Source organism: Sphingomonas sp. CCH9-F2 (assembly GCF_001556735.1).
Lineage (GTDB): Bacteria > Pseudomonadota > Alphaproteobacteria > Sphingomonadales > Sphingomonadaceae > Sphingomonas > Sphingomonas ginsenosidimutans.
The window spans coordinates 13822-38533 of sequence record NZ_LSJO01000389.1 but is presented as its reverse complement, the minus strand read 5'-3'; the positions used below and the strand labels follow the sequence as shown (position 1 = coordinate 38533).

Below are 24712 nucleotides of genomic sequence, written 5' to 3'. Positions count from 1 at the left end.
CCCGTGGTGACACGGCGCAGCGACTATGCCCCACCCGCCTGGAAGGTGCCGCAGGTGGCGCTCGATGTCGCGCTCGATCCGCTCGCCACGCGCGTCCATGCCCGGCTGGAGGTGGTGCGTGCCGGCGCGCACGACGAACCGCTGCGGCTGGACGGCGCGGGGCAGGTGCCGCTGGCGGTGCGGGTCGACGGCATCGCGGTCAACGACTGGCGGATCGTGGGCGAACAGCTGGTGCTCGCGCTGCCCGGCGACGCGCATGTGGTCGAGACGGAGGTGGAGATCGCGCCCGATCGCAACACCCAACTGATGGGCCTCTACGCCTCGGGCGGGATCCTGTGCACGCAATGCGAGGCGGAGGGCTTCCGCCGCATCACCTGGTTCCCCGATCGCCCCGACGTGCTGTCGACCTATCGCGTGCGGATGACCGCGGACAAGGCGCGCTTCCCGGTGCTGCTCGCCAATGGTGATCCGGTCGCGGCGGGCGACGGCGCGGACGGCACCCACTGGGCCGAATGGCACGATCCCTATCCCAAGCCGTCGTACCTGTTCGCGCTGGTGGCGGGCGACCTGGCGGTCAATCGCGGCACCTTCACCACCCGCTCGGGGCGCGTCGTCGAACTGGGCATCTGGGTGCGCGCCGCCGATCTGGCGCGCACCGGCCACGCGCTCCATGCGCTGCAACTGGCAATGGCGTGGGACGAGCGGGTCTATGGCCGCGAATACGATCTCGACGTGTTCAACATCGTCGCGGTCGACGATTTCAACTTCGGCGCGATGGAGAACAAGGGGCTGAACATCTTCAACAGCCGCTACATCCTCGCCGACCCGGATACCGCCACCGACTGGGATTATGACGCGATCGCCGCGGTGGTGGCGCACGAATATTTCCACAACTGGTCGGGCAACCGCGTCACCTGCCGCGACTGGTTCCAGCTGAGCCTGAAGGAAGGCTTCACCGTCTATCGCGATCAAGGCTTCTCCGCCGACCAGGGATCGCCCGCGGTCAAGCGGATCGAGGATGTGCGCGGGCTGCGCGCCGCGCAATTCCCGGAGGATGCCGGCCCGCTGGCGCATCCGGTCCGCCCCGAAAGCTATATCGAGATCGGCAATTTCTACACCGCCACCATCTACAACAAGGGGGCGGAGCTGATCCGCATGATGGCCACGATCCTCGGTCCCGAACGCTTCCGCGCCGCCACCGATCTCTATTTCGACCGGTTCGACGGCACCGCCGCCACGTGCGAGGATTTCGTGGCCTGCATGGAGGAGGCCGGCGGCGTCGACCTCACGCGCTTCCGCCTGTGGTACAGCCAGGCCGGCACCCCGCGCGTCTCCGCCACGCTCGATCACCAGCCCGGCAGCGGCCGCGCCACGCTGCATCTGGCGCAGAAGGTGCCCGACACCCCCGGCCAGACGGCCAAGCAGCCGCAGGTGCTGCCGTTGCGGCTGCGGCTGTTCGGGGCCGAAACCGGCCAGCCGCTGGGCGACGAACGGCTCGTCATCCTGTCCGACGCCGCCGCCAGCATCACGTTCGAGACGGTCACCGAACGCCCGGTCGTCTCGCTCAACCGCGGCTTCTCCGCGCCCGTCGTTATCGACAGCGACCGTTCGGCCGCCGATCTCGCCTTCCTCGCGCGGCACGACGACGATCCCTTCGCCCGGTACGAGGCGATGCAGCAGCTGATGCTCGACACGCTCGTCGCCGCGACCGTGGAGGGCGAGGCGGATCATGCCGCGGTGATCGCCGCGGTCGCCGACACGCTCGACGATCCCGCGCTCGACCGCGCGTTCGTCGCGGAGGCGGTGCTGCTGCCCGCAGAAAGCTTCATCGGCGACCAATTGTCGATCGTCGATCCGGAGGCGATCTTCCAGGCGCGCGAGGCGCTGCGCCGCGATCTGGGCCGCGCGCTGGACGCGCGCTGGCGCGCCGCCTGCGACCCCGCGCTGCGCCGCCCGTTCGCCTATACGCCGGAGGACAAGGGCATCCGCCGGCTGCGCAACGTCGCGCTCGGCTATGTCTGCGCATCGGGGGCGGCCGATGCCGCCGCGCTCGCCTATGCGCAGTTCGAGGCGGCGGACAACATGACCGACCGCCACGGCGCGCTGACCACGCTGGTCGCGGGCCGCTCGGCGGAACGCGACGCCGCGCTCGACGTCTTCTACCATCGCTATGCCGGCAATGCGCTGGTGCTCGACAAATGGTTCCAGACGCAGGCGCTGTCGCCGCTGGAGGATACGCCCGCGCTGGTCGACGAACTGGCGCAGCACCCCGATTTCACGCTCGCCAACCCCAATCGCGCGCGCGCGCTGATCGGTGCGTTCGGCGCCAACCAGCGCGCCTTCCACGCCGATGGCGGCGACGGCTATCGCTGGCTCGCCGACCAGCTGCTCGCGCTCGACGCGCTCAACCCGCAGACCGCGGCGAAGCTGCTGCCCCCGCTCGGCCGCTGGCGCCGCTTCGATCCGGTGCGCGCCGAACGGATGCGCGCCGAACTCGCGCGGATCGTCGCCACGCCCGACATATCGAAGGATCTGTTCGAACAGGCCTCGAAAAGCCTGGAGGGATGACCGGCCCGTTCCCGCTATGCCGGCCTGACGCATGACCGACGCAACCCGCCCCCGCCCCCCGCGCCGCTGGACGCGCGCCCGCTATCTGGCGCTGATGCGCGCCACCGGGCCGCGCTCGGTCCGCTTCCGCACCCGGCTGGCGATCCTGACCGGCGCGGTCGCGGTCGGGCTGGTCGCCACCTTGTTCGCCGCCGCCTCGGATGCGGCGGGCGCCTTCTTCGCGACCCAGGCGCGCGCCCATCGCTACGCCCCGCTGGTCGTCACCCCGCTGCTGTTCGTCGCGCTCGCGTGGCTGACCCGTCGCCTCGCCCCGCTGGCACGCGGATCGGGCATCCCGCAGGTGATCGCCGCCAGCGAGGATCCGCAGGGCGCCACCCGCTCGCTGATCTCCCCGCGCACCGTGTCAGTGAAGGCGGTGCTGACGCTCGGGGCGGTCGCGGGGGGCGCCTCCGTCGGCCGCGAGGGGCCGACGGTCCAGCTCGCCGCCGCGGTGATGGGCTTCAGCCACCGGCTGCTGCGCGTGCCGCTGCGGATGCCGGTGGTGATCGCGGGCGGCGCGGCGGGCGTCGCGGCGGCGTTCAACACCCCGCTTGCCGGGCTGCTGTTCGCGATCGAGGAACTGGCCTCCGCCTATGAACAGCGGGTCACCTTGCTGGTCCTGTCGGCGATCGTCATCGCCGGCATGGTCGCGCAGTCGGTACAGGGCGACTATGTCTATTTCGGGCTGATCGGCGCGCATATGCCGATCCTGTCGGCATTGGTGGTCGCGCCGGTCGCGGGGGTCGCGGGCGGCATCGCCGGCGGATTGTTCGCGCGGCTGATGCTGGGGATGGCCAATGGCGGCCATCGCCTGTCGCGATGGGCGCGCGCGCATCCGCTGCTGTTCGCCGGGGGCTGCGGCACCGTCGTCGCGGTGCTGGGCGTCGCCACCGGGCTGACCTGGGGCACCGGCTATTCGGCGGCGCGCGCGATGATCACCGGCGTCGATGCACCCTTGTGGTTCGGCCCCGCCAAGTTCGCCGCGACGCTCGCCACCGCGGTCGCGGGGCTGCCGGGGGGCATCTTCGCCCCCTCGCTCGCGGTCGGTGCGGGGGTGGGCAACCTGCTGCGCGAACTGTTCCCGTCCGATCCGGCCTCCGCGGTCGTCATCCTGGGGATGGTCGGCTATTTCGCGGGCGTGGTGCGCGCGCCGCTGACCGCGGTCATCATCCTGTCCGAAACTACCGCCAGCCGCGGGCTGATGCTGCCGATGTTCGCCACCGCCTTCATCGCCGACGCCGCCAGCCGCTGGGTCTGCCGTGAAAAGCTGTACCACGGCCTGTCGCGCACCTTCGTCGGGCAATAGCGGGCGCTATCCCCGCGCGCGCCCGGTCAGCATCGCCGCCACATCGCCGCGCGCCCGCACGCTCAGGAACAGCAGATACGGCAGCAGGAACCCCGCCCCGCCGAAGAACGCCACGACGCCCAGCGCCATTCCGCCCGGCGAGAAGCGGTTCCGCCAAGCGGTCCACAGCGCCGACAGCGTCAGGAAACACAGGAAGTCGGCATTGAACTGCCCCGGCCAGCCACCGCGCGCGATATCGCCGAGGAATATCGGCAGCAGGTCCATGCCATGCCGCGCCACGACCATCCCGGTATAGCCGGCCAGCGCCAGCCACGCCGCGACCAGCAGCACACGCAATCCGCGCATCCCCCTGTCCTCCCCTGTCCGCGCCGGTCGACCGGCGCCTTGTCCGCCGACAGCCTATCGCGTCACTTGCCGGATGCAATGCCGGGCCGCGGGCCGATCCCCGCCGCCGGCGCGGGCTGTCCTACACGCCCCGCCTCTGCCATGGTCGCGACGCTCCTTCCCAGCGTCGATCCCCCGACCAGCGACCTGCCCGCCCGCGGCGGGGCCGCGACGAAGAACCATCCCGGGCCGGATCGCCCTTCCCCCCTCCGTTCGTGCCGAGGAGAGGCTGAGCCTGCCGAAGCCTCGTCTCGAAACATCCTGCGAAACGCCGTTCCGACAAGTTCGACGGCTCCTAGGGACGAACGGAGGCGAATGTTGATCGGTCCTGGAGCGGCTTCCTCCGTCAGGCCTGCCGCCTGCGCTTTCAGACGAGCACGCCACACCCGCGCTACCGCGACGCGCCACCCACGCGCCGCCCCGGCGCCGCACGCGCGACGAATCACCGCGCCAGCGGCTCAACATTCGCAACATTCGCGGCCGGCGATCGACCCCGCCGCGCCGGTCAGCCTGAATTGCGCAACGCGGTCGCGATCGCATTGATCGACAACAGGATGCCCTGCCGCACGCGCTCGTCATCCTCGCCCGCGCGGTGGCGCTTCATCAGCTCGATCTGCAACAGGTTCAGCGGCTCGATATAGGGCAGGCGCAGCCGGATCGACGCATCCAGTGCCGGGTGCCGTTCCAGCAGATGCGCCTGCCCGGTCACGTCCAGCAGCCCGTCGTGCGTCTGCTGCCAGCCGTCATGGATGCGGCCGAACACCGCGTCGCGCAATGCCGTGTCTTCGACCAGCCCGGCATAGCGCCCGGCGATCCCCATGTCGGACTTGGCGAGCACCATCTCCATGTTGGCCAGCGTCGCGGCGAACAGCGGCCAGCCCTGCGCCATCTCGCGCAACAGCCCGCGGTCCTCGAACGCCGCGATCGCCTGCCCCACGCCGTACCAGCCCGGCAGCATGACGCGCGCCTGCGCCCAGCTGAACACCCACGGGATCGCGCGCAGGTCCTCGATCGCGTCGGATTGCTTGCGGCTGGCCGGGCGGCTGCCGATCTTCAGCCCCGCGATCTCGGCGATCGGCGTCATCTGGCGGAAGAAGGTGCGGAACCCCTCGGTCCCGTACACCAGCCCGCGATAGGCGTGGAACGCCGCATCGGACAGTGCATCCATCGCCGCGCCGAACGTCGCATTCTCGCCGTTCGACAGCTGCGCCGGCTCCAGGCTGGCCAGCAGCGTCGCCGACGCCATCGCCTCCAGGTTGGTCGTCGCGCTTTCGCGCGTGCCGTATTTGCCCGCGATCACTTCGCCCTGTTCGGTGATGCGGATGCGGCCCTGCACCGTGCCCGGCGGTTGCGCGCGGATCGCGGCGAAGCTGGAACCGCCGCCGCGCCCCACCGCGCCGCCGCGCCCGTGGAACAGTTGCATCCCGACGCCGACCGCATCGAACACCGGCTTCAGCGCGGTCGACGCCTTCGACAATTGCCAGGTGGACGTCAGGTATCCGCCGTCCTTGTTGCTGTCGGAATAACCGATCATCACTTCCTGGTGGCCGCGCGCGGTGGCGATCGCGCGCACCTCCGGAATCGCGAACCACTCGGTCATGATCGCCGGCGCCGCCTCCAGATCCTCGATCGTCTCGAACAGCGGCACCGCCATGATCGCCGCGGTCGCCGGATGGCCGTTGCCGGGTCGGTACAGGCCGACTTCCTTCAGGAGCAGGTGGACCTCCAGCAGGTCCGACACTGACTTGGTCATCGACACGATATACTGGCGGATGCATGCCGCGCCGTAGGTGGCATGCGCCGCCGCCGCCGCGCGGACGATCGCCAGTTCGGACGCGGTCTCCTCCGAATAATCGGCGAACGGGCTGGTCAGCGGGCGCGCGGTGGCCAGTTCCTGGCGCAGCAGCATGACGCGCGCATCCTCGCCCAGCGCGGCGTAATCGTCGCAGACGCCGGCCTTGGCCAGCATTTCCGCCACCACGCGCTCATGCACCGCGCTGTTCTGCCGCAGGTCCAGCGTGGCGAGGTGGAAGCCGAACACCTCGACCGCGCGGATCAGCCGCCCCAGCGCGCCGCCGGTGCCCAGCAGGCCGTCGCCATTGTCCGACAGCGGCCGCGCCAGTGTCACCACATCGGCGCGCAGCGCGGCCGGATCGGGATAGGGTTCGCCGGTCAGATGCCCCGGCCGCGGCGGCGCCTGCCCGGTGATCGCGCGGTACGTCGCCGCGACACGCGCGTAGATCCCCGACAGCGCGCGGCGATACGGCTCGTCGCTACGGCTCTCGGCGGTGTCGCCGCTCGCCTCGGCCAGCGCCAGCACGCCCTCGTCGACCACCGCATGGTGCGCTGAGATCGACAGTTCCGCTCCCATCGCGTGCAGTTGGTCCATGTAGAAGCCCAGCACCGCCTGCGCCGCCTTCGCCAGTGCGGTGCGCAGCGAATCGGCGGTCACGAACGGGTTGCCGTCGCGGTCGCCGCCGATCCAGCTGCCCGGCTTCAGGAACGACGGCACGCGCTCGCCCATCGCGCGGTCCCACCTTTGGTACAGCGCCGGGATCACCGGCAGGAACACCTCGCGCAGATAGCTCAGCGCGGTGTCCACCTCGTCGACGACGTACAGCCGCTCGCGCCGCAGCACGCGCGTCTGCCACAGCAGCGCGACCTGGCGCACGATCGCCTCGTCCACCCGGTCGCCGTCGGGCGTCGTGTCGATCCCGCGATCGCGCAGCGCCATCAACTGGGCGATGCGGTTGCGGTGGTCGATCATGCTCTTGCGCCGCACCTCGGTGGGGTGCGCGGTCAGCACCGGGGCGATCAGCGCATCGTCGAGCAGCGCGGCCACCGCCTCGCGCCCGATCCCCTCGCGCGCCAGCCGGTCGAGCGCGGCGGCCAGGTCGGCCCCCTCCTCCGCGGCGATGCCCTGCCGGTCCTCGGCCAGGTTGGCGAGCATCGAGAACAGCATGAACCCGCGCACGAAATCGAGCGTCTCGTCCAGGTCGAGCGTCCCCAGTTCCGCATCGGGCGATGCCTGGTGGTTACCGCGATGCCGCTCCACCGATGCCGAGCGGATCGCCTCGGTCCGCTCGTAGAGCTTTTCCCCGCCATACGCGCGGATCACGTCGCCCAGGACGCGGCCCAGATAGCGGACATCGGGATTGTTGGTGATCGGGGGAAGCGTGGCCATGGCGCCTTTGCTGCGCTGCACCAGCGCCGCGGTCAACCCGCCTTCGACGCGGCGGTGTTGCTCGCCGGCTCGTCCGCGGGGGTCGGCAGGTCGGTTTCGTGCTGCTCGCGCGCCCGCTCGCGCTCGTCGCTGGTCACCGTGCCGTCGTGGTTGGCATCCTGCCGGTCGAACCGCGCCATCATCCAGCGGCTCCATTCCTCGTTCGAGATTGCGCCGTTTCGGTTCGCGTCGATCTCGTCGAACCGGTCTTGCAGCCGCTTCGGCAGTTCGTTGCGGGTCAGCTTGTCGTCGTTGTTGACGTCCAGGCGCCGGAACCGCCGCTCCACTACCCCGCCGAAATCCAGCCGCGACATCACGAAGGGCGGGACGTAATTGTCGAGCGCGCCGTTCTCCAGCGCCTTCTGCTCCTCGCTCGTGCCGGAACAGGCGGCCAGCGCGATCGCGCCGGCTACCACCACCAATGTCGTGCGCATGCTTGTCCCGGCTCCGTCGTTACGCTTCCAGCTCAACATCCCAATAGAGCCAGTCGTGCCATGTTTCGTGCAGATAATTCGGCGGGAAGCGCCGGCCGTGTTCCTGGAGGTGCCAGCTGGTCGGGCGGATCGGCTCGATCGCCAGCGGCATGCCCGCCTGTCGCGGGGTACGCCCGCCCTTCTTCAGGTTGCACGGCGCGCACGCGGTGACGACATTCTCCCAGGTCGTCCGCCCGCCCTGCGCCCGCGGGATGACATGGTCGAACGTCAGCTCACGCTTGGTGCTGCCGCAATATTGGCAGGCGAAGGTGTCGCGCAGGAACAGGTTGAACCGCGTGAAGGCGGGGAATTGCGACGGCCGCACGAACTGCTTCAGCGCGATCACCGACGGCAGGCGCATCGTCTGCGTCGGGCTGCGCACCTCGCGCTCGTAATGCGCGACGATGTCGACACGGTCCAGGAACACCGCCTTCACCGCGGTCTGCCACGGCCAGATGCTCAGCGGGTAATAGGACAAGGGCGTATAATCGGCGTTCAGCACCAACGTGGGGCAACTGTCCGGATGCCGGATCAGATCGGGATGGAACACGCTTCGACGTCCCCCTTTCCGCTTTCGTGCCGGGGCATGTCGCCCATCGGCGTGACGACATGATGACACCCCGCGCGACCGGGTCAAGGCTGGTCGCGGCGAAGCGGTTGTGCCACGACGCCGGGCACCCCTTATCAACGGACCTTCCATGTCGACCCATTCCGCCCGCCTCGCCGCGCTTCGCGAACAATTGTCGCAGATGCGCCTCGACGGTTTCGTCGTGCCGCTGACCGACGAGCATATGAGCGAATATGTCGGCGCCTATGCCCAGCGGCTGGCGTGGCTGACGGGGTTCCAGGGGTCGGCGGGCGCCGCGGTGGTGCTGTCGGCGGAGGCCGCGATCTTCACCGACGGGCGCTATACGCTGCAGGTGCGCGAACAGGTATCCGTCGACGACTGGCAGTTCGTCGGCGTCCCGGACACCAGCATCGCCGCCTGGCTGCGCGACCATGCCCCGGCCGGCGCGCGGGTCGGCTACGATCCGTGGCTGCACACCGCCGCCTGGGTGGAGGAGGCGCGCGCCGCGCTGGCGGCCGCCGGGGCCGAATTGGTCGCAGTGGAGGCCAACCCGGTCGACGCGGTGTGGCCCGACCGCCCCGCCCCGTCCGATGCGGTGATGACGGTGCAGCCCGATGCGGTCGCCGGACGATCCTCGGCGGCCAAGCGCGCCGATGTCGCGGACTGGCTGGGCAGCGCGGGCGCCGATGCGACGGTGATCGCCGCACTCGATTCGATCGCCTGGCTGCTCAACGTGCGCGGCGCGGACGTTGAGCGCACCCCGGTCGCGCTCGCCTATACGATCGTCCATGCGGACGGCACCGCCGACCTGTTCGTTTCCCCCGACAAGGTGACGCCGCCGGTCGCCGAGCATCTGGGCAACGCCGTCCGCGTCCATGATCGCGCCGCCTTCGCCGCGGCGTTGGCGGGCCTGTCGGGCAAGCGCGTCGCGATCGACCCGGCCTTTTCCGTGGCGGCGATCGCGCAGGCGGTGGAGCAGGGCGGCGGCACCGTCCTGCCGCTGCGCGATCCGGTGATCGTGGCCAAGGCGACCAAGAACCCGGTCGAGATCGCCGGCCACCGCGCCGCCTCGATCCGCGACGGCGCGGCGCTGACGCGGTTCCTGCGCTGGATCGCGGCGGAGGCGCCCAAGGGCGGGCAGACCGAATTGTCCGCGGCGGCGCAGCTCCACCGTTTCCGTGCCGAAACCGGGGTGCTCAGGGATCTGTCGTTCGACGCCATTTCCGCGACCGGGCCGCACGGCGCGATCCCGCACTACCATGTGACCGAGGAATCGAACCTCGCGATCGCGCCGGGCCAGCTCTACCTGATCGATTCGGGGGGACAGTATCAGGACGGCACCACCGACGTGACCCGCGTCGTGCCGATCGGCGCCCCCACCGCGGAGATGCGCGATCGCTTCACCCGCGTGCTGAAGGGGCATATCGCGCTGGCCACCGCGGTGTTTCCGCGCGGGACGACCGGCGGGCAGCTCGACGCGCTGGCGCGGCTGCCGCTGTGGCAGGCGGGGCTCGATTTCGCGCACGGCACCGGCCACGGCGTCGGCAGCTTCCTGTCGGTGCACGAAGGGCCGGCGCGGATCGCCAAGCCCAGCTATGGCGGCACCGGCCCGTCCGAACCGCTGCTGCCCGGCATGATCCTCTCGAACGAGCCGGGATATTACAAGGCGGGCGACTTCGGCATCCGCATCGAGAATCTGTTGCTGGTGGTCGAGCGCGACCTGCCTGGCGGCGAAGCGACGATGCTGGCGTTCGAGACGTTGACGCTGGCGCCGATCGACCGCGATCTGATCGATCCGGCCCTATTGACGGAAGCCGAACTGATGTGGCTCAATGCTTATCACGCCCGCGTCGCCGACGAATTGGCGCCGGCGCTGGGTGGGGAGGATCTGGCATGGCTCACATCAAGGTGTTCGCCCGTCGTACGCTGATCGTCGCGGGACTTTTCGGGGCGCTGGGCGCCGCCTCGCTGGGCGCGTGGCAGGGGATCGCCGCCGCCTTCACGCTGGGTCATTACGCCGCGGCGACGCGCTGACCGGCTGCTCGCCGTCGCCGGGCGGGGGACCGTCCTGCGCCGCGGCAGCGCGCGCCTGCGCCTTGCGCCGTTTCAGATTGGCGCGCAGCTGCTCCGCGAGCCGCGCCGCCCGCCCGTTCCGCGCGTCTTCATCCCGATCGCTCATCCTTTTCGCGCTAGCCACGCCGATCCGGCTTGACAATCGGCCCTACCTCGTCTCTTAGGCCCGCTCCCGCCCGCAAGGTGGTGAGTGCTGCCGTAGCTCAGTGGTAGAGCGCATCCTTGGTAAGGCTGAGGTCGTGAGTTCAATCCTCACCGGCAGCACCATTTTTCCCTGACAGATCATCCGGCCGGACCGTGCGGCGCGCGCGGGACGCACCGCCGTGCCGGACATGCCGGACGACGGCGCCAAGCCCCTCAATCCTCCGCGATCAGGCTGTCCTGCCGCGTGTCGCGCATCCGCAGATAGACGATCAGCGACACGCCGATCATCGCGGTGACATACCAGTAGAAGCCCTGTTCCCACCCGGACGACTTGAACTTCAGCGCCACCCATTCGGCGGTGCCACCGAACAGCGTATTGGCCAGCGCATAGGGCAGCGCGACGCCCAGCGCGCGGATGTGCGCGGGGAACAGCTCCGCCTTCACCACCGCGTTGATCGAGGTATAGCCCGTCACGATGATCAGCGCGGCCATCACCAGCAGCCCCGCGGTGAACATGTCCTGCGTATGCTGGAGCGCGGTGAAGATCGGATAGGTGAACAGCATCCCCGACACGCCGAACGCGATCATCAACGGCTTGCGCCCAATCCGGTCGCTCAGCGCGCCGGCAACGGGCTGGAGCAGCATGAAGACGAACAGCGTCACGGCATTGATCTGCGTCGCGGCTTCCTTGGTGAAGCCGGAGGTGTTGACCAGGAACTTCTGCATGTAGATCGAATAGGCGTAGAAGGCGAGCGTACCGCCCGCGGTCAGCAGCATGACCAGCGCGGTTTCTTTCGGATGATGACGCAGCAGCGCAAGGAAGCCCGATTTCGGCGCATCGCCCTTGCTGACGTTCTTGAAGCTCTGCGTCTCGGCCAGCCCGCGGCGCAGGCGGAAGACGACGACGGCGAGCACCGCGCCGACCGCGAACGGGATCCGCCAGCCCCATTCCTCCAGCGCCGGCTTGCTCATCACGTTCTGGAGCAACAGCAGCAGCAGGATCGCGAGCAGCTGGCCCGAGATCAGCGTGACATATTGGAACGACGAGAAGAAGCCGCGCCGGTCCTTGCCCGCCATTTCCGACAGATAGGTCGCGCTGGCGCCATATTCGCCGCCCACCGACAGTCCCTGCATCAACCGCGCGATCACCAGCAGCGCCGGCGCGGCGACGCCGATCGTGGCATAGCCGGGAGTCAGCGCGATGATGAGCGAGCCGGCACACATCAGCGTGACCGACAGCGTCAGCCCCGCCTTCCGGCCGTGGCGATCGGAATAGACGCCCATTACCCACGCACCGATCGGCCGCATCACGAAGCCGACGGCGAACACCGCTGCGGCGCTCAGCAACTGCGCGGTCTGATTGCCGCTGGGGAAGAAGTGCGGCGCGAAATAGAGCGTGAAGGCGGCATAGACGTACCAGTCGAACCATTCGACCAGATTGCCGGTCGATCCGCCGATAATCGATTTCAGCCGCATGTTGGTCGTCGGTGGCGCGTCCTGCGCGGCATCGGTCATGGGTAGGGTCGCCATCTCGTCTCTCCCGATTTCGTTCGGTTGCATCATCAGAAGCGGAAACTGCCCGGCTGCGCGAGCATGGCGCAACGGGCATCGCCCGCGCCCGCCGGCACGACGGTGCGGCGGGCGAAGCGGGGACCATCACAGGTGGGAAAAGCCATCATCCATCCTCTCGCGCCCGATGTTTCGGCACGTCGGCAGCATGGGGCCGGCGGCGCGATCGGCCAAATCGCCGGACCCGCGGGTTTTTTATATGTTATTCCAATGACCTACATCATATCAAGCTTGTCGACGGCCGCCCGCCCGTGCACGATTCCGCATGACAGGCACCGCAAAAGTGCAGCATCCTGCAACGATGCCGCCCCGCCGCGTCCTTCCGCTGACCCTGGCCTGCGTTGCCGCCGCGACGATCGGGCTGCTCGTGTGGGTGGCGGCGGGGGCGTGGCTCGGCCGGTCGGCGATCACCGATCTGCGCGACGAGGCGCAGCGCGTGGCCGCACAGCAGAACCGGCTGTTCGCCAGCGACCTGATGCAGTTCCGGCTGCTGCCGCTGGTGCTGGGCGAGTATACCGATCTGGACGAGGCGCTGCGCCGCGGCGACACCGACGCGCGGCGACGGATGGATGGCAAGCTGAAGCTGCTGGCGGAGCGGACCGGCGCGCCCGTCCTCTACCTGATCGACAGGAACGGCCGCACCGTGTCGGCATCCAACGCCGATACCGCCGAAAGCTTCGTCGGGCGCGATTACCGGTTCCGGCCTTACTTCATCCGCGCGATGCAGGACGGCGCGGCGGAATATTATGCGGTCGGCAACGTCAGCGGACGTCCCGGTTTGTTCCTGACCCGGCGGATCGGCACCGCGAACGATCCGGCGGGGGTGATCGTCGTGAAGGTGGAATTCGACAAGCTGGTGCGGATCTGGCGCGGCGATCCGGGCCAGACCTTCATCATTGACGGGCGCGGCATCATCCTGCTGGCGACCGACCCAGCCGAACGGTTCCGCGTCACGCGGCCGCTGACCGCCGCGGCCCGCGGCGCGATCGCCGGCGCATCGCAGTTCGGCGCGGCCCCGCTGGCGCCCAGCCGCTATGTATGGGCCGGCAACGGCACCGCGCGGGCGCCGGACGGTGCGCGTCTGATCGTCGGCTCGGCGGCGATGCCGGTGCCCGGCTGGCGGCTGGTCCACGTCGCCCCGGTGGCCGCCGCGCTGCGCGACGCGGCCAATCTCGCGCGACTGATCGGTCTGGTCGCGGCATTGCTGGCAGGGATCGTCGCCGGCCTGCTGCTATGGCGGATGACCCGCGCCGCGGATGCCGCCCGCGAACGCGCCGCGCTGGAAGCCGCGGTCGCGACCCGTACCGCCGAACTGCGCGACGAGATCGCCGAGCACGCGCGGGTCGACCGCCGCTTCCGCGAGGCGCGCGAGGAACTCGCGCAGGCGAACCGGCTGGCGTCGCTGGGGTCGATCACCGCTGGGCTGGCGCATGAGATCAACCAGCCGGTCGCGACGATCCGCACCCTGTCCGAAAACGCGCGGGCGCACCTGGACGCCGGGCGCCTGGACCGGGTGGCCGCCAACCTGGACAGCGCGATCGCGCTGACGGCGCGGATCGGCGCGATCACGCACGAAATGCGCGGGTTTGCGCGGCGCGGGACGGGGACGATCGGCCCCGTCCCGCTCGACGCGGTGATCGCGGGGACCCGCCTGCTGATCGGCGACCGCTTTCGCGCCGCCGGGGTCGCGCTGGACTGGCCTCCGCCCGGGCAGCCATCAGTGATCGCGGGGCGCGTCCGGCTGGAACAGGTGCTCGTCAATCTGCTCCAGAACGCGCTCGACGCAGTGGCGGGGCGTGCCGGCGCGCAGGTCGCGCTGACGGTCGACGCCGACGGCACCAGCGTCGCGCTGACTGTCGCCGACAATGGCCCGGGGATCGACCCGGCGATCGCCGGCCAGATTTTCGACCCCTTCGTCACCGGCAAGCGCGACGGGCTGGGACTGGGGCTGGGGATCGTGCACGATATCGTCACCGCCTTCGACGGAAAGGTCGCCGTCACGCGCTCGCCGCTGGGCGGGGCGGCGTTCCGCATCACCGTCGCGCTGGCGAGGGAGACACCGGAATGAACGTCCTGCTGATCGACGACGACGATGCGCTGCGCGCCGCGATCGCCGACACGTTCGCGATCGCCGGGATCGCGGTGGAATCGCATGCCGATCCGCGGATCGCGCTGCGCCGGATCGACCCCGATTTTTCGGGTGTCGTCGTCACCGACATCCGTATGCCGGGGATGGACGGTCATGCCGTGTTCGATGCGGTGCACGCCGCCGACCCGGAGCTGCCGGTGTTGCTGATGACCGGGCATGGCGACATCCCGATGGCGGTGGCCGCGATGGAGCGCGGCGCGTTCGATTTCATCGCCAAGCCGTTTGCGACCGACCATCTGGTCGCCAGCGTGCGGCGCGCGCTGGAAACGCGGCGGCTGGTGCTGGAGAACCGCCGCCTGCGTGCCGAACTGCCGGCCGCGGAGGAGGATTTCCCGCTGATCGGTACCACTGCGGCCATGGCCGGCCTGCGCGCCGCGATCCGCCAGTTGGCGCAGGTCGAGGTCGACGTGCTGATCGAGGGCGAGACCGGCACCGGCAAGGAACTGGTCGCGCGGATGCTCCATCGCCAGAGCCGGCGCCGCACGCGCGAATTCGTCGCGATCGACTGCGCCGCGCTGCCCGATCATCAGGCGGACGAGACGCTGTTCGGCGGGCGGTTGCAACAGGGGCGGATCGGCGATGCCGACCGGGGCACGCTGTTCCTGGACGAGATCGACAGCATGTCGGCGACCCTGCAGGGCAAGCTGCTGCGCGTGATCGAGGAGCGCGAACTGCCCGCAGTCGGCGGCGGCTCGCCGCGCAGCATCGACCTGCGCATCGTCGCCGCGGCAAAGGGCGACCTGGCGCAGGCCTGCACCCGCGGGCGTTTCCGCGAGGATCTGTTGTACCGGCTGGAAACGGTGCGCGTGCGCATTCCGCCGCTGCGCGAGCGGCGCGCGGACGTGCCGCTGCTGTTCCGGCATTTCCTTCAGGATGCCGCCGAGCGGTTCGGCCGCCCGGTGCCCGACCTGACCGCACCGGTCGAGGCGCGGCTGATGACCGATCCGTGGCGCGGCAACGTGCGCGCGCTGCGCAATTTCGCGGTGCAGACGGTGCTCGCGCTTCCACCGACAGGGGGCGAGGCCGACAGGGTGCCGCTCGCCGAACAGGTCGCGCGCTTCGAGACCGCCGTCATCGTCGAGGCGCTGGCCAGGGCCGCCGGCGACGTCACCAGCGCCGCGCAGGCGCTGTCGATATCGCGCCGCAGCCTGTACGATCGCCTGCAACGCTATGGGCTGGATGCCAGCGAGCATCGCCGTCCGGGCTGACCGGCGGCGACCGCAAGAAATGTCGAAAAGCCGGACAATCACGTGCAACGCCCGCTGGCGTCGGCTGCGCTACCTGTGACAGCCTTGCGAGGCCGTTCGAAAGCGTTTGCAGGAGAGGGACCATGGGGTGCGCGTTCGCCACGATGCCGCCAGCGGCCGATCCGGCGATGACGCGAACGACGGTCGTCATCACGTCGCAGGGGAACGGCGCCGGGTGCCGTTCCGCAACCATGAACGGAGCTGGGACATGACCGTCGCCCCCTTCTCGCTCGCCGGCAAGCTGGCGCTGATTACCGGCGCCGGTTCCGGCATCGGCGCCGAAACCGCGCGCCAGTTCGCCGCGCTCGGCGCGCGCGTCTTGGCCGCCGATATCAACCCCGACACTGCCGCCGCGACCGCCACGGCGATCGGCGGCGGCGCACAGGCCCTGCAACTCGACGTGTCCAGCCCGGATGACTGGACGCGCGTGTACGGCACGATCGGGCGCGAGCACGGACATCTGCACGCGCTGGTCAACAATGCGGGGATCATGATGTCGGCACGGTTCCAAGATGCGCCGATCGCCACGCTCCACCGTCAACAGGCGATCAACGTCGACAGCCTGTATGCCGGCATGCAGGGCGCGCTGCCGCTGCTGCGCGCGGCGCGGGCGGCGGGCGCGGAGACGACCGCGATCGTCAACGTCTCGTCCGTCTATGGCATGGTCGCAGGTTCGCAGTTCGCGGCCTATAGCGCTACCAAGGGCGCGGTGCGCGGCCTGTCGCGTGCGGTCGCGTTCGAGCTGGCGAAGGAAGGGATTCGCGTCAACACCGTCCTGCCCGGCCCGGTCGCCACCAACCTCGGCGCGGACTGGGATCCGCCCGTCGATGCCGATGGCAACCCGATTTCCCCGGAAGCGGCGCTCGCCGCCTGGACCAGCCTGATCCCGATGGGGCGGCTGGGCGAACCGCGCGACATCGCGCCGGTGATCGCCTTCTTGGCCAGCGACGCGGCGCGGTTCGTCACCGGGGCGGAATTCGTCGCTGATGGCGGCTATACCGCGGGCTGACCCCCACGCGCGCGATATCCGCGATGATGGGGTACAGCTGTTCTATAAGTCCGCTGGCCGTGATACATCGCTCGCGGTGCAAGCGCCGCCGCGACGGTGCCGCGCGACCTTCCCGGATGGTCGCACGGACCGCGACGTCATCCCGCGGCCTGCCGACGGAGTGGGAGAGGTCGATCATGCGCGGCAACGAAGCCATTATCGCCGAAACGCTGGGCCGCGCGCCCGATCGCAGCGTCGGTATCGGCGCGTGGCGGTTCGCGCGCTGGCGCCAGTTCATCGGCAGCTATGATCTGCCGGCGCTGGTCGATCCCGTGTTCGTCGTCCATGTCGGAGGAAAGCCCGATACGCGCTTCTGGGAAGTGGACCGGTGGAGCGAGGCGCGCTCGATCCCCGGCTGCGCCACGATCGTCCCGGCAGGCGTCGCCACCGGCTGGCGCATCGACGGCGAACTGGACGTCGTCACCGTCTCGATCCCGGTCGAACAGCTGCAACGCCAGCAGGCCGCCGAGCAGTTCGGCGCGATGCGCTTCGCCTTCGTCGACCCGCTTGCCATCGCACTGACGCGCCAGATCCTGGCCGAACTGTACGCGCCACAGACCGTGGAGAGCGCCGACTATGTCGACACGCTGCTGACGGCACTGCGCGCGCATACGCTCCGCGGCGCGTCACCGGAAACCGGCATGGCGATCCCGAATGCGGATACCTCGTCCTATCGCATCCACCTCATCATGAACGAGATTCTGGCGCATCCCGAGCGCGGCCACACCCTGGAGGCGCTGGCGCAGCAAGCGGGCCTGACGCCGTCGCACTTCTGTCGCGTATTCCGGAAATCGACCGGCACCACGCCGCACCAATATGTGATGAAGGCACGGCTGGACCGTGCGCAGGAACTGTTGGGCGGATCCGACATGTCGATCGCTGCGATCGCCGACCGGCTGGGTTTCGCCAGCCAGAGCCACTTTACCCGCGCCTTTCGCCAATATGCCGGCCAGACGCCCAGCGGCTGGCGCCACACCATCCAGTAATCGGAGAGAGATGAGATGCAGACCACCGCCGCCGTCGCCCGCATGCCGAAAGGTGATTTTTCGATTGAGGAGGTGACGATCGACGCGCCGCGCGCGGGCGAGGTGCGCGTCAGGATCGCGGGCGTCGGGTTGTGCCATACCGATCTGATCTTCCGCGACCAATTCGCCCCCTACCCCCTTCCCGCGGTGCTGGGGCATGAAGGCGCCGGCGTGATCGAGGCGGTGGGCGACGGGGTCGAGGGGCTGGCCGTCGGCGATCGCGTCGTGCTGGGCTTTTCCAGCTGCGGGCAATGCGCACGCTGCGCGGAGCACCTGCCCAGCTATTGCCGCGACTTCCCGCCGATGAACTATGCCGGGATGCGGCTGGAGGACGGGTCGAAGGCCTATTCCGCGAACGGCGAGGCGGTCTCTTCCCACTTCTTCGGCCAGTCGAGCTTCGCCGAACACGCGATCGTACGCGCGCGCAACGTCGTGAAGGTGGAGGATGCCGACGCCCCACTCGACATTCTCGGCCCACTGGGCTGCGGGTTGCAGACCGGCGCAGGCGGGGTGATGCGGTCCATGGCATGCCCCGCGGGCAGCTCGATCGTGATCGTCGGCGGCGGCCCGGTCGGGCTTGCCGCGGTAATGGGCGCGAAGGTGCAGGAATGCGGCATGATCGTGCTGATCGAACCGGTTGCCGCGCGCCGCGAACTCGCGCGCGAACTGGGCGCCAACCATGTCGTCGATCCCACGGCCGGCGACGTGACCGAGGCCCTGCGTGCATTGTTGCCCGACGGATTCGATTTCGCGTTCGATACCAGCGGGCGCGTCGACACGATCCAGGCGGCGCTGGGGGCGCTGACGTCGCGCGGCATGATGGGGCTGGTCGGGGTGCCGCCGTCGGCGGAGGACGGCATCATGATCAACATCGCCGGCATGATTACCTATGGCCAGCGCGTCGTGGGCATCATGGAGGGCGACAGCGACCCGCAGGTTTTCATCCCGCAGCTGATCGCGCTGCACCGCGAGGGCCGCTTCCCGTTCGACCGGCTGGTCCGTACCTTCCCGCTGGCACAGATCAATGAGGCAATCGCCGCGCAGGCGCGTGGCGATTGCGTAAAGGTGGTGTTGATCCCCTGATCAGGTGATCGCGGGGCGCCACGCGCCCCGCGCCTTATCCCTCGATCGCGGCGATCGAATCCCAGTCGATTGCCGCCGAAAGGTTGCGCCGCAGCAGCGCCAGCAACAACGCCTTGACCGGATCGGTCAGCGGGATCAGCGAATAGGCCGCAATCGTCGTCATCAACCCGCCGAGCAGCTGGACGCGATAATCCTGCGTGATCTGCTCCGGCGGATAACCGTCGCCGAACACGGCAGCATAATACGCGAGCAGGTCGCGCTCGTGTGCGCGGCGATCTGCCCGGGTCACGCTGCCCGACAGGAAATAGCCGACATCGTGCATCGGGTTGCGCCACCCCGTCATCTGCCAGTCGATCAGCACCGCCTCGACGGACCCGTCGTCATGGTCGAGGAACAGGATATTGTCGACGCGCGGGTCGCCATGGGTCAGCGTCGCGCGCGTCACCGGCAGCGAATACCAGCGGTGCGCCGCAGCGACGGCGGCGGCCACGGTCGCCATCTCCGCCTCGCTGATCTCCCCCGCGGCGACGTCGCGGATCAGCGGCAGCGAATTGGCGATCGCGCCGCTCCAGTAATCAGCGGTCGCTGCCATGGTCATCGCCCAGTCGGGCGCCGATGCGGCCGCCATCGGATAAAAGGTGCGGTGCAGCTTCGCCAGTTCGCCGACGACCGCCCGAGCATCGCGCAGGTCGCACCCGGCGATCTGGTCGCCCGCACGCGACACGCGCGACAGGTCTTCCATGACGAGGTTAATGTTGTCGTACCCGCCCGCGATCCAGTACAGCCGCGGCGTCCGGCAGGCGCCCGCGACCGCCGGAAAGCTGCCGACCTCGCGATAATAGGAACCGCTGCTGATCCCGTGGGCATGTGCCTGTTCGCCGGAGCAGCGGAACTTGCACACCAGCGACGGCGGCTCCGCGCCGGCCTGGCGATGCGTCAGGTCGACGCGCACCGTGTCGCTGACGTTGCCCGCGCCGATCGGTGTCAGCACGAAACCGGTCAACTCGGCGTCGGGGTGCCCGGACTGGCGCAGCACCGCGGTCAGCCAGTCGGTATCGATCTCGTCCAGACGGGACAGCAGCCGCGGTGGGTGCGCGGGGGCCGCGATGACGTTCATTCACCTCTCCTTGCCGTCGCCGTTCCCCGGCGATCGCAAGCACAGGTGGCATCACCGCCGCCGCGGCACCAATCGAAACACGCGCGGCATTGATCGGCAGGGATGATGATCCGGCATGGATTTCCGATTGGCCATCCCGGCGCGCCGCCATCACGTTCTGACAAGAAGAAACGACAGGAGAGCAGCGCGTGGCACGATCGGCCGTCGACATCGTCAGGGCGTATGGCGTCCAGGCCTGGACCGAGGGGCGCGACGACTGGATTCCGGAGCTGTGCGCCGATCCGATCATCCGCCACGATGCCAATCGCGAGGTGCGGCTGAGCCACGCCGAACAGCGCGCCCGGATGCGCCACAATTACGAGGAGCTGCGCCCCGTCTTCGAGGAAGTCGTGCTGGCCGGCGACGATGAGTATGTGACGTTGGTGTGGAACGTCACAGGGCGCGACCCGAACTGGAAATTGTGCGGGATTGAGGTGTTCCGTGTGGTGGATGGCCGCATCGCGGAGGTGTGGAACTCCACCTACATGGACGGGCGCTGGGGACTGTCGAAGTCGCTGGGCGCGCACTTCGGTGGCGGAGCCGGCGCACCCGTCGCGCTGCCGCTGGTCCACGCCGATGTCGCGGTGGAAGGGCAGCGTGCGACCGGTACCCTGCTGGTTCCGGCCGAAACCACGGGGCTGACGCACTGGTTGACCCAGCTTCTGGGCGCACCCACGCCGGACGGCGACGCGCCCTGCGCGCGCTTCGCGCCGGGCAAGCCGGCGACGCCGCTGTCGCTGACGCTGGCGGATACACAGGCGCCAGCGATCGGGTTGGAGGGGGTGGCGGTCGCCAACCTGTCGATCGCGCTCGAACGGTCCGGCCTGGTCAACGCCGCGGTTGCGCTGTCGGCCGACGTGGCACCGGCGCGTGCCGACGGCCCCTTCCTGCCGCCGGCGCTCCACCGGCTGGCCGACACGTTCGGGACATTCGAGCGCGACGGGCTGCACGCGGCGGTGGCCGACGCGGCGGTGACGATCGATTCGCGCGGCGCCGCGCATGGATGCGTCACGCTGCTGTTCGACGGTGCCGATGCCGCGGCAGTGGCGGGCGAGGGCGTGCTGACGTTCGGCTGGCGCGACGGCGATCACGAACTCGCCTTCACCGGACCGGCACGATTGTCGTCGCCCTTCAACGACTTCGCCGAAGAAACGCGCGTCCAGGCCAGCTACGAATGGCACAGCGACGCCATGTCCGCCCTGGTGACCACGCCCAGCGCATAGACGATGGTCGCCATTGTGCTATCCTGGGCACGACGGCGGATTATCGGCCGGGCTGGAGAGGTTGAGATGTTTCACCCGGAACTGCGCCTGTTGCGCAGCTTCGCCGCGATCGCCGCCGAAGGATCGGTCACGCGCGCCGCGGAACGGCTGAACCTGACCCAGCCGACCGTTTCGGGGCAGCTCAAGGAACTGGAGCAGGCGATCGGCCACCCGCTGTTCCACCGCACCACGCGCAGCATCACGCTGACCAGCCACGGAGCGCGGCTGCTGCCGTTGGTCGACGCGCTGCTGGTCAAGGCCGACGTCGTGCGCCACGAAGTGGAAGCGATGCAGGTCGCGGGGCGCACGCAATTCCGGCTGGGCGCGGCGATGTACACCATGGACATTCCCGAACGGGTCGCGCTGCTCGACGCGTTCGCCGCCGAGCATCCGCAGATCGACTTCGTGATCGACAATCGCCTGCAAAGCGCGCAGATTCCCGACCTGCTGAACGAACGGCTCGATGCGTCCGTGCTGCTGGGCTTGAGCGCACCGTGGCACGGACCGGATGCGACCGCGGGCGCGATCTACAACGAAACCCAATATCCCGAGACGCTGGACCGCGTCGTGCTGCGCCGCCAGCCGATGACGCTGCTGGTGCCGCGCGATTCGTCGCTGGCGTCGCATGTCGTGATCCCGCGCGCCGCGCTTCGCGGCCAGTGCGTCGCGATGCTGGGCCACGAGCACGGCGCCGCCATCACCCATCCGATCGAGACGTTCTTCGCCGCCTGTGGTGCCGATGCGGTGATTCCGTCGGAAGGCAATGCGCTGGCGGTGGAGCGCTATGCCGAGCGGCGCGGCATCTGCGCAATGGGGATCGGGTGGTTCCCGGTCCCGGCCGGGCTGGTATCGCGACCGGTCGAGGGGATGGACTTCTTCCTCGATTTCTCGGTGGTGCTCGGGGTCGGTACCAATCGTGCCGCGCGCCAGTTCTTCGCCTTCGCGCAGCGCTGGCAGGCCGGGCGCGACGGCGAAGCCGCCCGCGCCGCCTGACCCCTCGCGGCTGCCGGCACCCTGCCGGCCCGATCGCGCGACACCGCACACCGGGCCGGCATCGTCATCAGAACGCGACCCGCACCGCCCCACCGAACGTCCGCGGCGCAGCGGGCGTCAGGAACGGATAGGGGAAGCCCGCCCCGCGCAGGTCGAGACCATACACGTAGGTCTTTCGGTCGAGCAGGTTGTTGACGAACCCCTTGATCGTGAAGCGCCCGATCGTCCACGCCGCCGTCGCGTTGACCTTGGCATAGGCGCGCTGTTGCAGTTCGGCATTCTGCTGCGCGGAACCGGGGGCGTTGGTCTCGTTCAGCGGAGTGAAGAATTGCCGGCTGAAATAGACGACGTTCGGCGAGAAGACGAGCTTCGAACTGCCGGTGTCGAACAGCTTCAGGTCGACGCCCCCCTGCACGGTCCAACGCGGCGCGAACGGGAGGTCGTTACCCGCCAGGTTCGCGCCCTGCAAGATCAGCTCCTTGTACTTGGCATGCAGGTAGCCGACCGCCGCGTTGATCGTCAGCGCGCGGCCCAGGCGCAGATTGCTCTCGACCTCCGCGCCATAAACCTCCGACTTGGGCGCGTTGACCAGGATGCCGACCGGGCCGGGGCGCAGATCCTGCAGCTGCTGCTTCGAATAATCATAGTAAAAGCCTGCCGCCGACAGTGTCAGCGCGTTGTCGATGAACCGGCCCTTGGTCCCGATTTCATAGGCGTTCACGCGCTCGGGATCGACGAAATTGATACCCGAGGACGACGTGTAGCTGCCCCCGTTGAACGCGCCCGACCGGTAGCCGCGGTTGTAGCTGGCGTAGATCAACGGCCCGTTGTCGAACTGATAGGACAGCGACGCGCGGCCGGTCAGCGCGTTGTTGCGCCCGTTGGTGGCGAAGGTCGCATCGGGGTTGTACGCGCACGTCCCCGGCTGGCCCGCGCACGGCACGGTCGTCGCCAGTGGCGTCTTCACCGTGTCGACATAACCGGCATAGAGGAAGGCGTAGCCGTCGCGATATTGCAGCCGGTCCCAGGTATAGCGCGCGCCCAGCGTCAGCGTCAGGCGCGGCGCGATCTCGTAATCGCCCTGCGCGAACACGGCGTAGGACCGGCGCTCCTGACGGTAATGCTGGAAGAAGCCGCCGCTGGTGCCGGGGCCGAACACGCTGCCGATGCCGAAGTCGTTGTCGGTGACGACACGATCCCAGCCGTAGAATACGCCACCGACCAGGTTCAGCCCCTTGGCGCTGTAGTTGAACCGCGCCTCTTCGCTGAACTGCCCGAACTTCGACTGCCACCACACGTCGAGGATGTCGAACGGCGATCCGTCGGCCGCCTGCTGGATATATTGCGACCCGCCGTCGCGCGACGTGATCGACGTGAAGCTGAGGTTGGGCGACAGTTCGTAGCGGATGTTCGCCGAAATGCCGTAGGCGTCGGTACGGTTCAGACCGATGCGATTCTCGTTCACCTGGAAGAAGTCGAGTCCGCTGCGCGCGGACAACAGGCCGTGGATCGCCGCCTGCGTGCCGTGGTCGCGCCCGCCATAGATCTTGATCTTGATGTCGAGCGGGCCGCTGCCCGGATTGATGCGCAGCGTCGCGCGACCCTGCAGCGTGTTCTGCCGGTTCGGGTCGCGCCCGCCGGGATAGACGTTCTCGAACAGCCCGTCGCTGCGCACGTAATTTCCCGCGATCCTGAGACCCAGCTGGTCCTCGACCATCGTGGTCTCGATCGCGCCCTGCGCGGTCCAGCTGTTGTAATTGCCGTAGCCGACCTCGGCATAGCCTTCATTGCCGTTCAACGACGGGCCGCGCGTGATGAAGTTGATCGCACCGCCGGTGGTGTTGCGCCCGAACAGCGTACCCTGCGGGCCGCGCAGCACCTCGACACGGTCCAGATCGAATAGACCCATGCCGTGCGACGACCGGCTCGCCATATAGACGTCGTCGATATAGACGCCGATAGGCGATGCCTGGTTCGAATTATATTCGTTGGCCACGGAAATGCCACGCAACGAGAAGTTCGGCTGCGTATTGCCGTAGGGGCTGCTGACCTGAAGGTTGGGGACCGCGTCCGACAGGTTCGCGGAATTGACGATCCCCTTGGTCGCCAGCGCAGCGCCGCCCACCGCCGAAATCGCGATCGGCACCGACAATACGGTCTGTTCGCGGCGGTTGGCGGTCACGATGATGTCGTTCGCGGCGCCGTCGTCCTGCGTCGCGGCGGGCGCGGTCTCGGGCGCCGTACCGACCACTGGCGCGGGCTGCTGATCCTGCGCCAACGCGGCGACGGGATGGAGCGCGGTTGTGGCGGCCAGCATGGCCCATGCCAGGTGCTTCATGTTTCCTCTCCTTTTCAGTGCGGCGACATTCGCTGGCGCCGTCGTTATCGTGATATGTGTTGCA

Annotated in this window: 18 protein-coding genes and 1 tRNA gene; 12 read left to right on the top strand and 7 right to left on the bottom strand. The window is 69.0% G+C overall.

Going from position 1 to position 24712, the window contains the following annotated elements; translation table 11 throughout:
- Positions 1–2568: aminopeptidase N (pepN, locus tag AX685_RS11380; RefSeq protein ID WP_066488746.1), on the top strand; the 2568-nt coding region annotated here is incomplete at its 5' end.
- A gap of 31 nt (positions 2569–2599) precedes the next feature.
- Positions 2600–3913, top strand: a complete 1314-nt coding sequence (locus AX685_RS11375; protein ID WP_066488737.1) for a chloride channel protein — start codon at positions 2600–2602, stop codon at positions 3911–3913.
- A gap of 6 nt (positions 3914–3919) precedes the next feature.
- Here AX685_RS11375 and AX685_RS11370 read toward each other — a convergent pair whose 3' ends face one another.
- The 4 genes from AX685_RS11370 to AX685_RS11355 all read right to left on the bottom strand — a co-directional run bounded on the left by AX685_RS11370 (position 3920) and on the right by AX685_RS11355 (position 8543).
- Positions 3920–4258, bottom strand: coding sequence for a hypothetical protein (locus AX685_RS11370; RefSeq protein WP_066488736.1), 339 nt, complete (start codon positions 4256–4258; stop codon positions 3920–3922).
- A 544-nt stretch (positions 4259–4802) separates the two neighbouring features.
- Positions 4803–7481, bottom strand: a complete 2679-nt coding sequence (gene ppc / locus AX685_RS11365; RefSeq protein WP_066488744.1) for a phosphoenolpyruvate carboxylase — start codon at positions 7479–7481, stop codon at positions 4803–4805.
- 32 nt (positions 7482–7513) lie between these two features.
- Positions 7514–7954, bottom strand: coding sequence for an EF-hand domain-containing protein (locus AX685_RS11360; RefSeq protein ID WP_066488735.1), 441 nt, complete (start codon positions 7952–7954; stop codon positions 7514–7516).
- 19 nt (positions 7955–7973) lie between these two features.
- Complete coding sequence (locus AX685_RS11355; protein ID WP_066488732.1) at positions 7974–8543, bottom strand: HNH endonuclease; 570 nt, start codon at positions 8541–8543, stop codon at positions 7974–7976.
- 148 nt (positions 8544–8691) lie between these two features.
- Between AX685_RS11355 and AX685_RS11350 the strand changes: the two genes are divergently transcribed.
- The 3 genes from AX685_RS11350 to AX685_RS11340 all read left to right on the top strand — a co-directional run bounded on the left by AX685_RS11350 (position 8692) and on the right by AX685_RS11340 (position 10901).
- Entirely contained in the window at positions 8692–10491 is a 1800-nt protein-coding gene (locus AX685_RS11350; RefSeq protein ID WP_066488730.1) for an aminopeptidase P family protein, read from the top strand.
- Positions 10455–10595 (top strand): hypothetical protein, encoded by a 141-nt coding sequence (locus AX685_RS21625; protein ID WP_156445774.1) that lies wholly within the window; start codon positions 10455–10457, stop codon positions 10593–10595. Before AX685_RS11350 ends, AX685_RS21625 begins: the two co-directional genes overlap by 37 nt.
- Positions 10596–10826: 231 nt before the next feature.
- A tRNA-Thr gene (locus AX685_RS11340) sits at positions 10827–10901 on the top strand.
- 90 nt (positions 10902–10991) lie between these two features.
- Here the strand turns inward: AX685_RS11340 and AX685_RS11335 are convergent.
- Positions 10992–12308 carry an MFS transporter gene (locus AX685_RS11335; RefSeq protein ID WP_231738811.1) on the bottom strand — a complete coding sequence of 439 codons (1317 nt, stop codon included), beginning with the start codon at positions 12306–12308 and terminating at the stop codon, positions 10992–10994.
- 304 nt (positions 12309–12612) lie between these two features.
- Between AX685_RS11335 and AX685_RS11330 the strand changes: the two genes are divergently transcribed.
- The 5 genes from AX685_RS11330 (at position 12613) to AX685_RS11310 (ending at position 18899) form a co-directional block, all read left to right on the top strand.
- On the top strand, positions 12613–14415 hold the full coding sequence (locus tag AX685_RS11330; protein ID WP_082740826.1) for a sensor histidine kinase: 1803 nt from the start codon (positions 12613–12615) through the stop codon (positions 14413–14415).
- Complete coding sequence (locus tag AX685_RS11325; protein WP_066488714.1) at positions 14412–15704, top strand: sigma-54-dependent transcriptional regulator; 1293 nt, start codon at positions 14412–14414, stop codon at positions 15702–15704. Before AX685_RS11330 ends, AX685_RS11325 begins: the two co-directional genes overlap by 4 nt.
- A 247-nt stretch (positions 15705–15951) precedes the next feature.
- Positions 15952–16752, top strand: coding sequence for an SDR family NAD(P)-dependent oxidoreductase (locus tag AX685_RS11320; protein WP_070321412.1), 801 nt, complete (start codon positions 15952–15954; stop codon positions 16750–16752).
- A 176-nt stretch (positions 16753–16928) separates the two neighbouring features.
- Complete coding sequence (locus AX685_RS11315) at positions 16929–17777, top strand: AraC family transcriptional regulator (RefSeq protein WP_066488710.1); 849 nt, start codon at positions 16929–16931, stop codon at positions 17775–17777.
- A gap of 15 nt (positions 17778–17792) precedes the next feature.
- Complete coding sequence (locus AX685_RS11310; RefSeq protein ID WP_066488709.1) at positions 17793–18899, top strand: NAD(P)-dependent alcohol dehydrogenase; 1107 nt, start codon at positions 17793–17795, stop codon at positions 18897–18899.
- A 34-nt stretch (positions 18900–18933) separates the two neighbouring features.
- Here the strand turns inward: AX685_RS11310 and AX685_RS11305 are convergent, their stop codons facing one another.
- Positions 18934–20016 (bottom strand): phosphotransferase, encoded by a 1083-nt coding sequence (locus tag AX685_RS11305; RefSeq protein ID WP_197418575.1) that lies wholly within the window; start codon positions 20014–20016, stop codon positions 18934–18936.
- A gap of 188 nt (positions 20017–20204) precedes the next feature.
- On the opposite strand from AX685_RS11305, the gene AX685_RS11300 reads away from it, so the two are divergent.
- Together AX685_RS11300 and AX685_RS11295 are read left to right on the top strand one after the other, a co-directional pair.
- Positions 20205–21278: a nuclear transport factor 2 family protein gene (locus AX685_RS11300; protein ID WP_066488706.1), complete on the top strand. Its 1074-nt coding sequence runs from the start codon at positions 20205–20207 to the stop codon at positions 21276–21278.
- A 66-nt stretch (positions 21279–21344) separates the two neighbouring features.
- Complete coding sequence (locus AX685_RS11295; protein ID WP_066488704.1) at positions 21345–22310, top strand: LysR family transcriptional regulator; 966 nt, start codon at positions 21345–21347, stop codon at positions 22308–22310.
- 67 nt (positions 22311–22377) lie between these two features.
- On the opposite strand, the gene AX685_RS11290 is transcribed toward AX685_RS11295, so the two are convergent.
- Positions 22378–24648, bottom strand: a complete 2271-nt coding sequence (locus AX685_RS11290; protein ID WP_082740823.1) for a TonB-dependent receptor — start codon at positions 24646–24648, stop codon at positions 22378–22380.
- Positions 24649–24712: the final 64 nt, after the last annotated feature.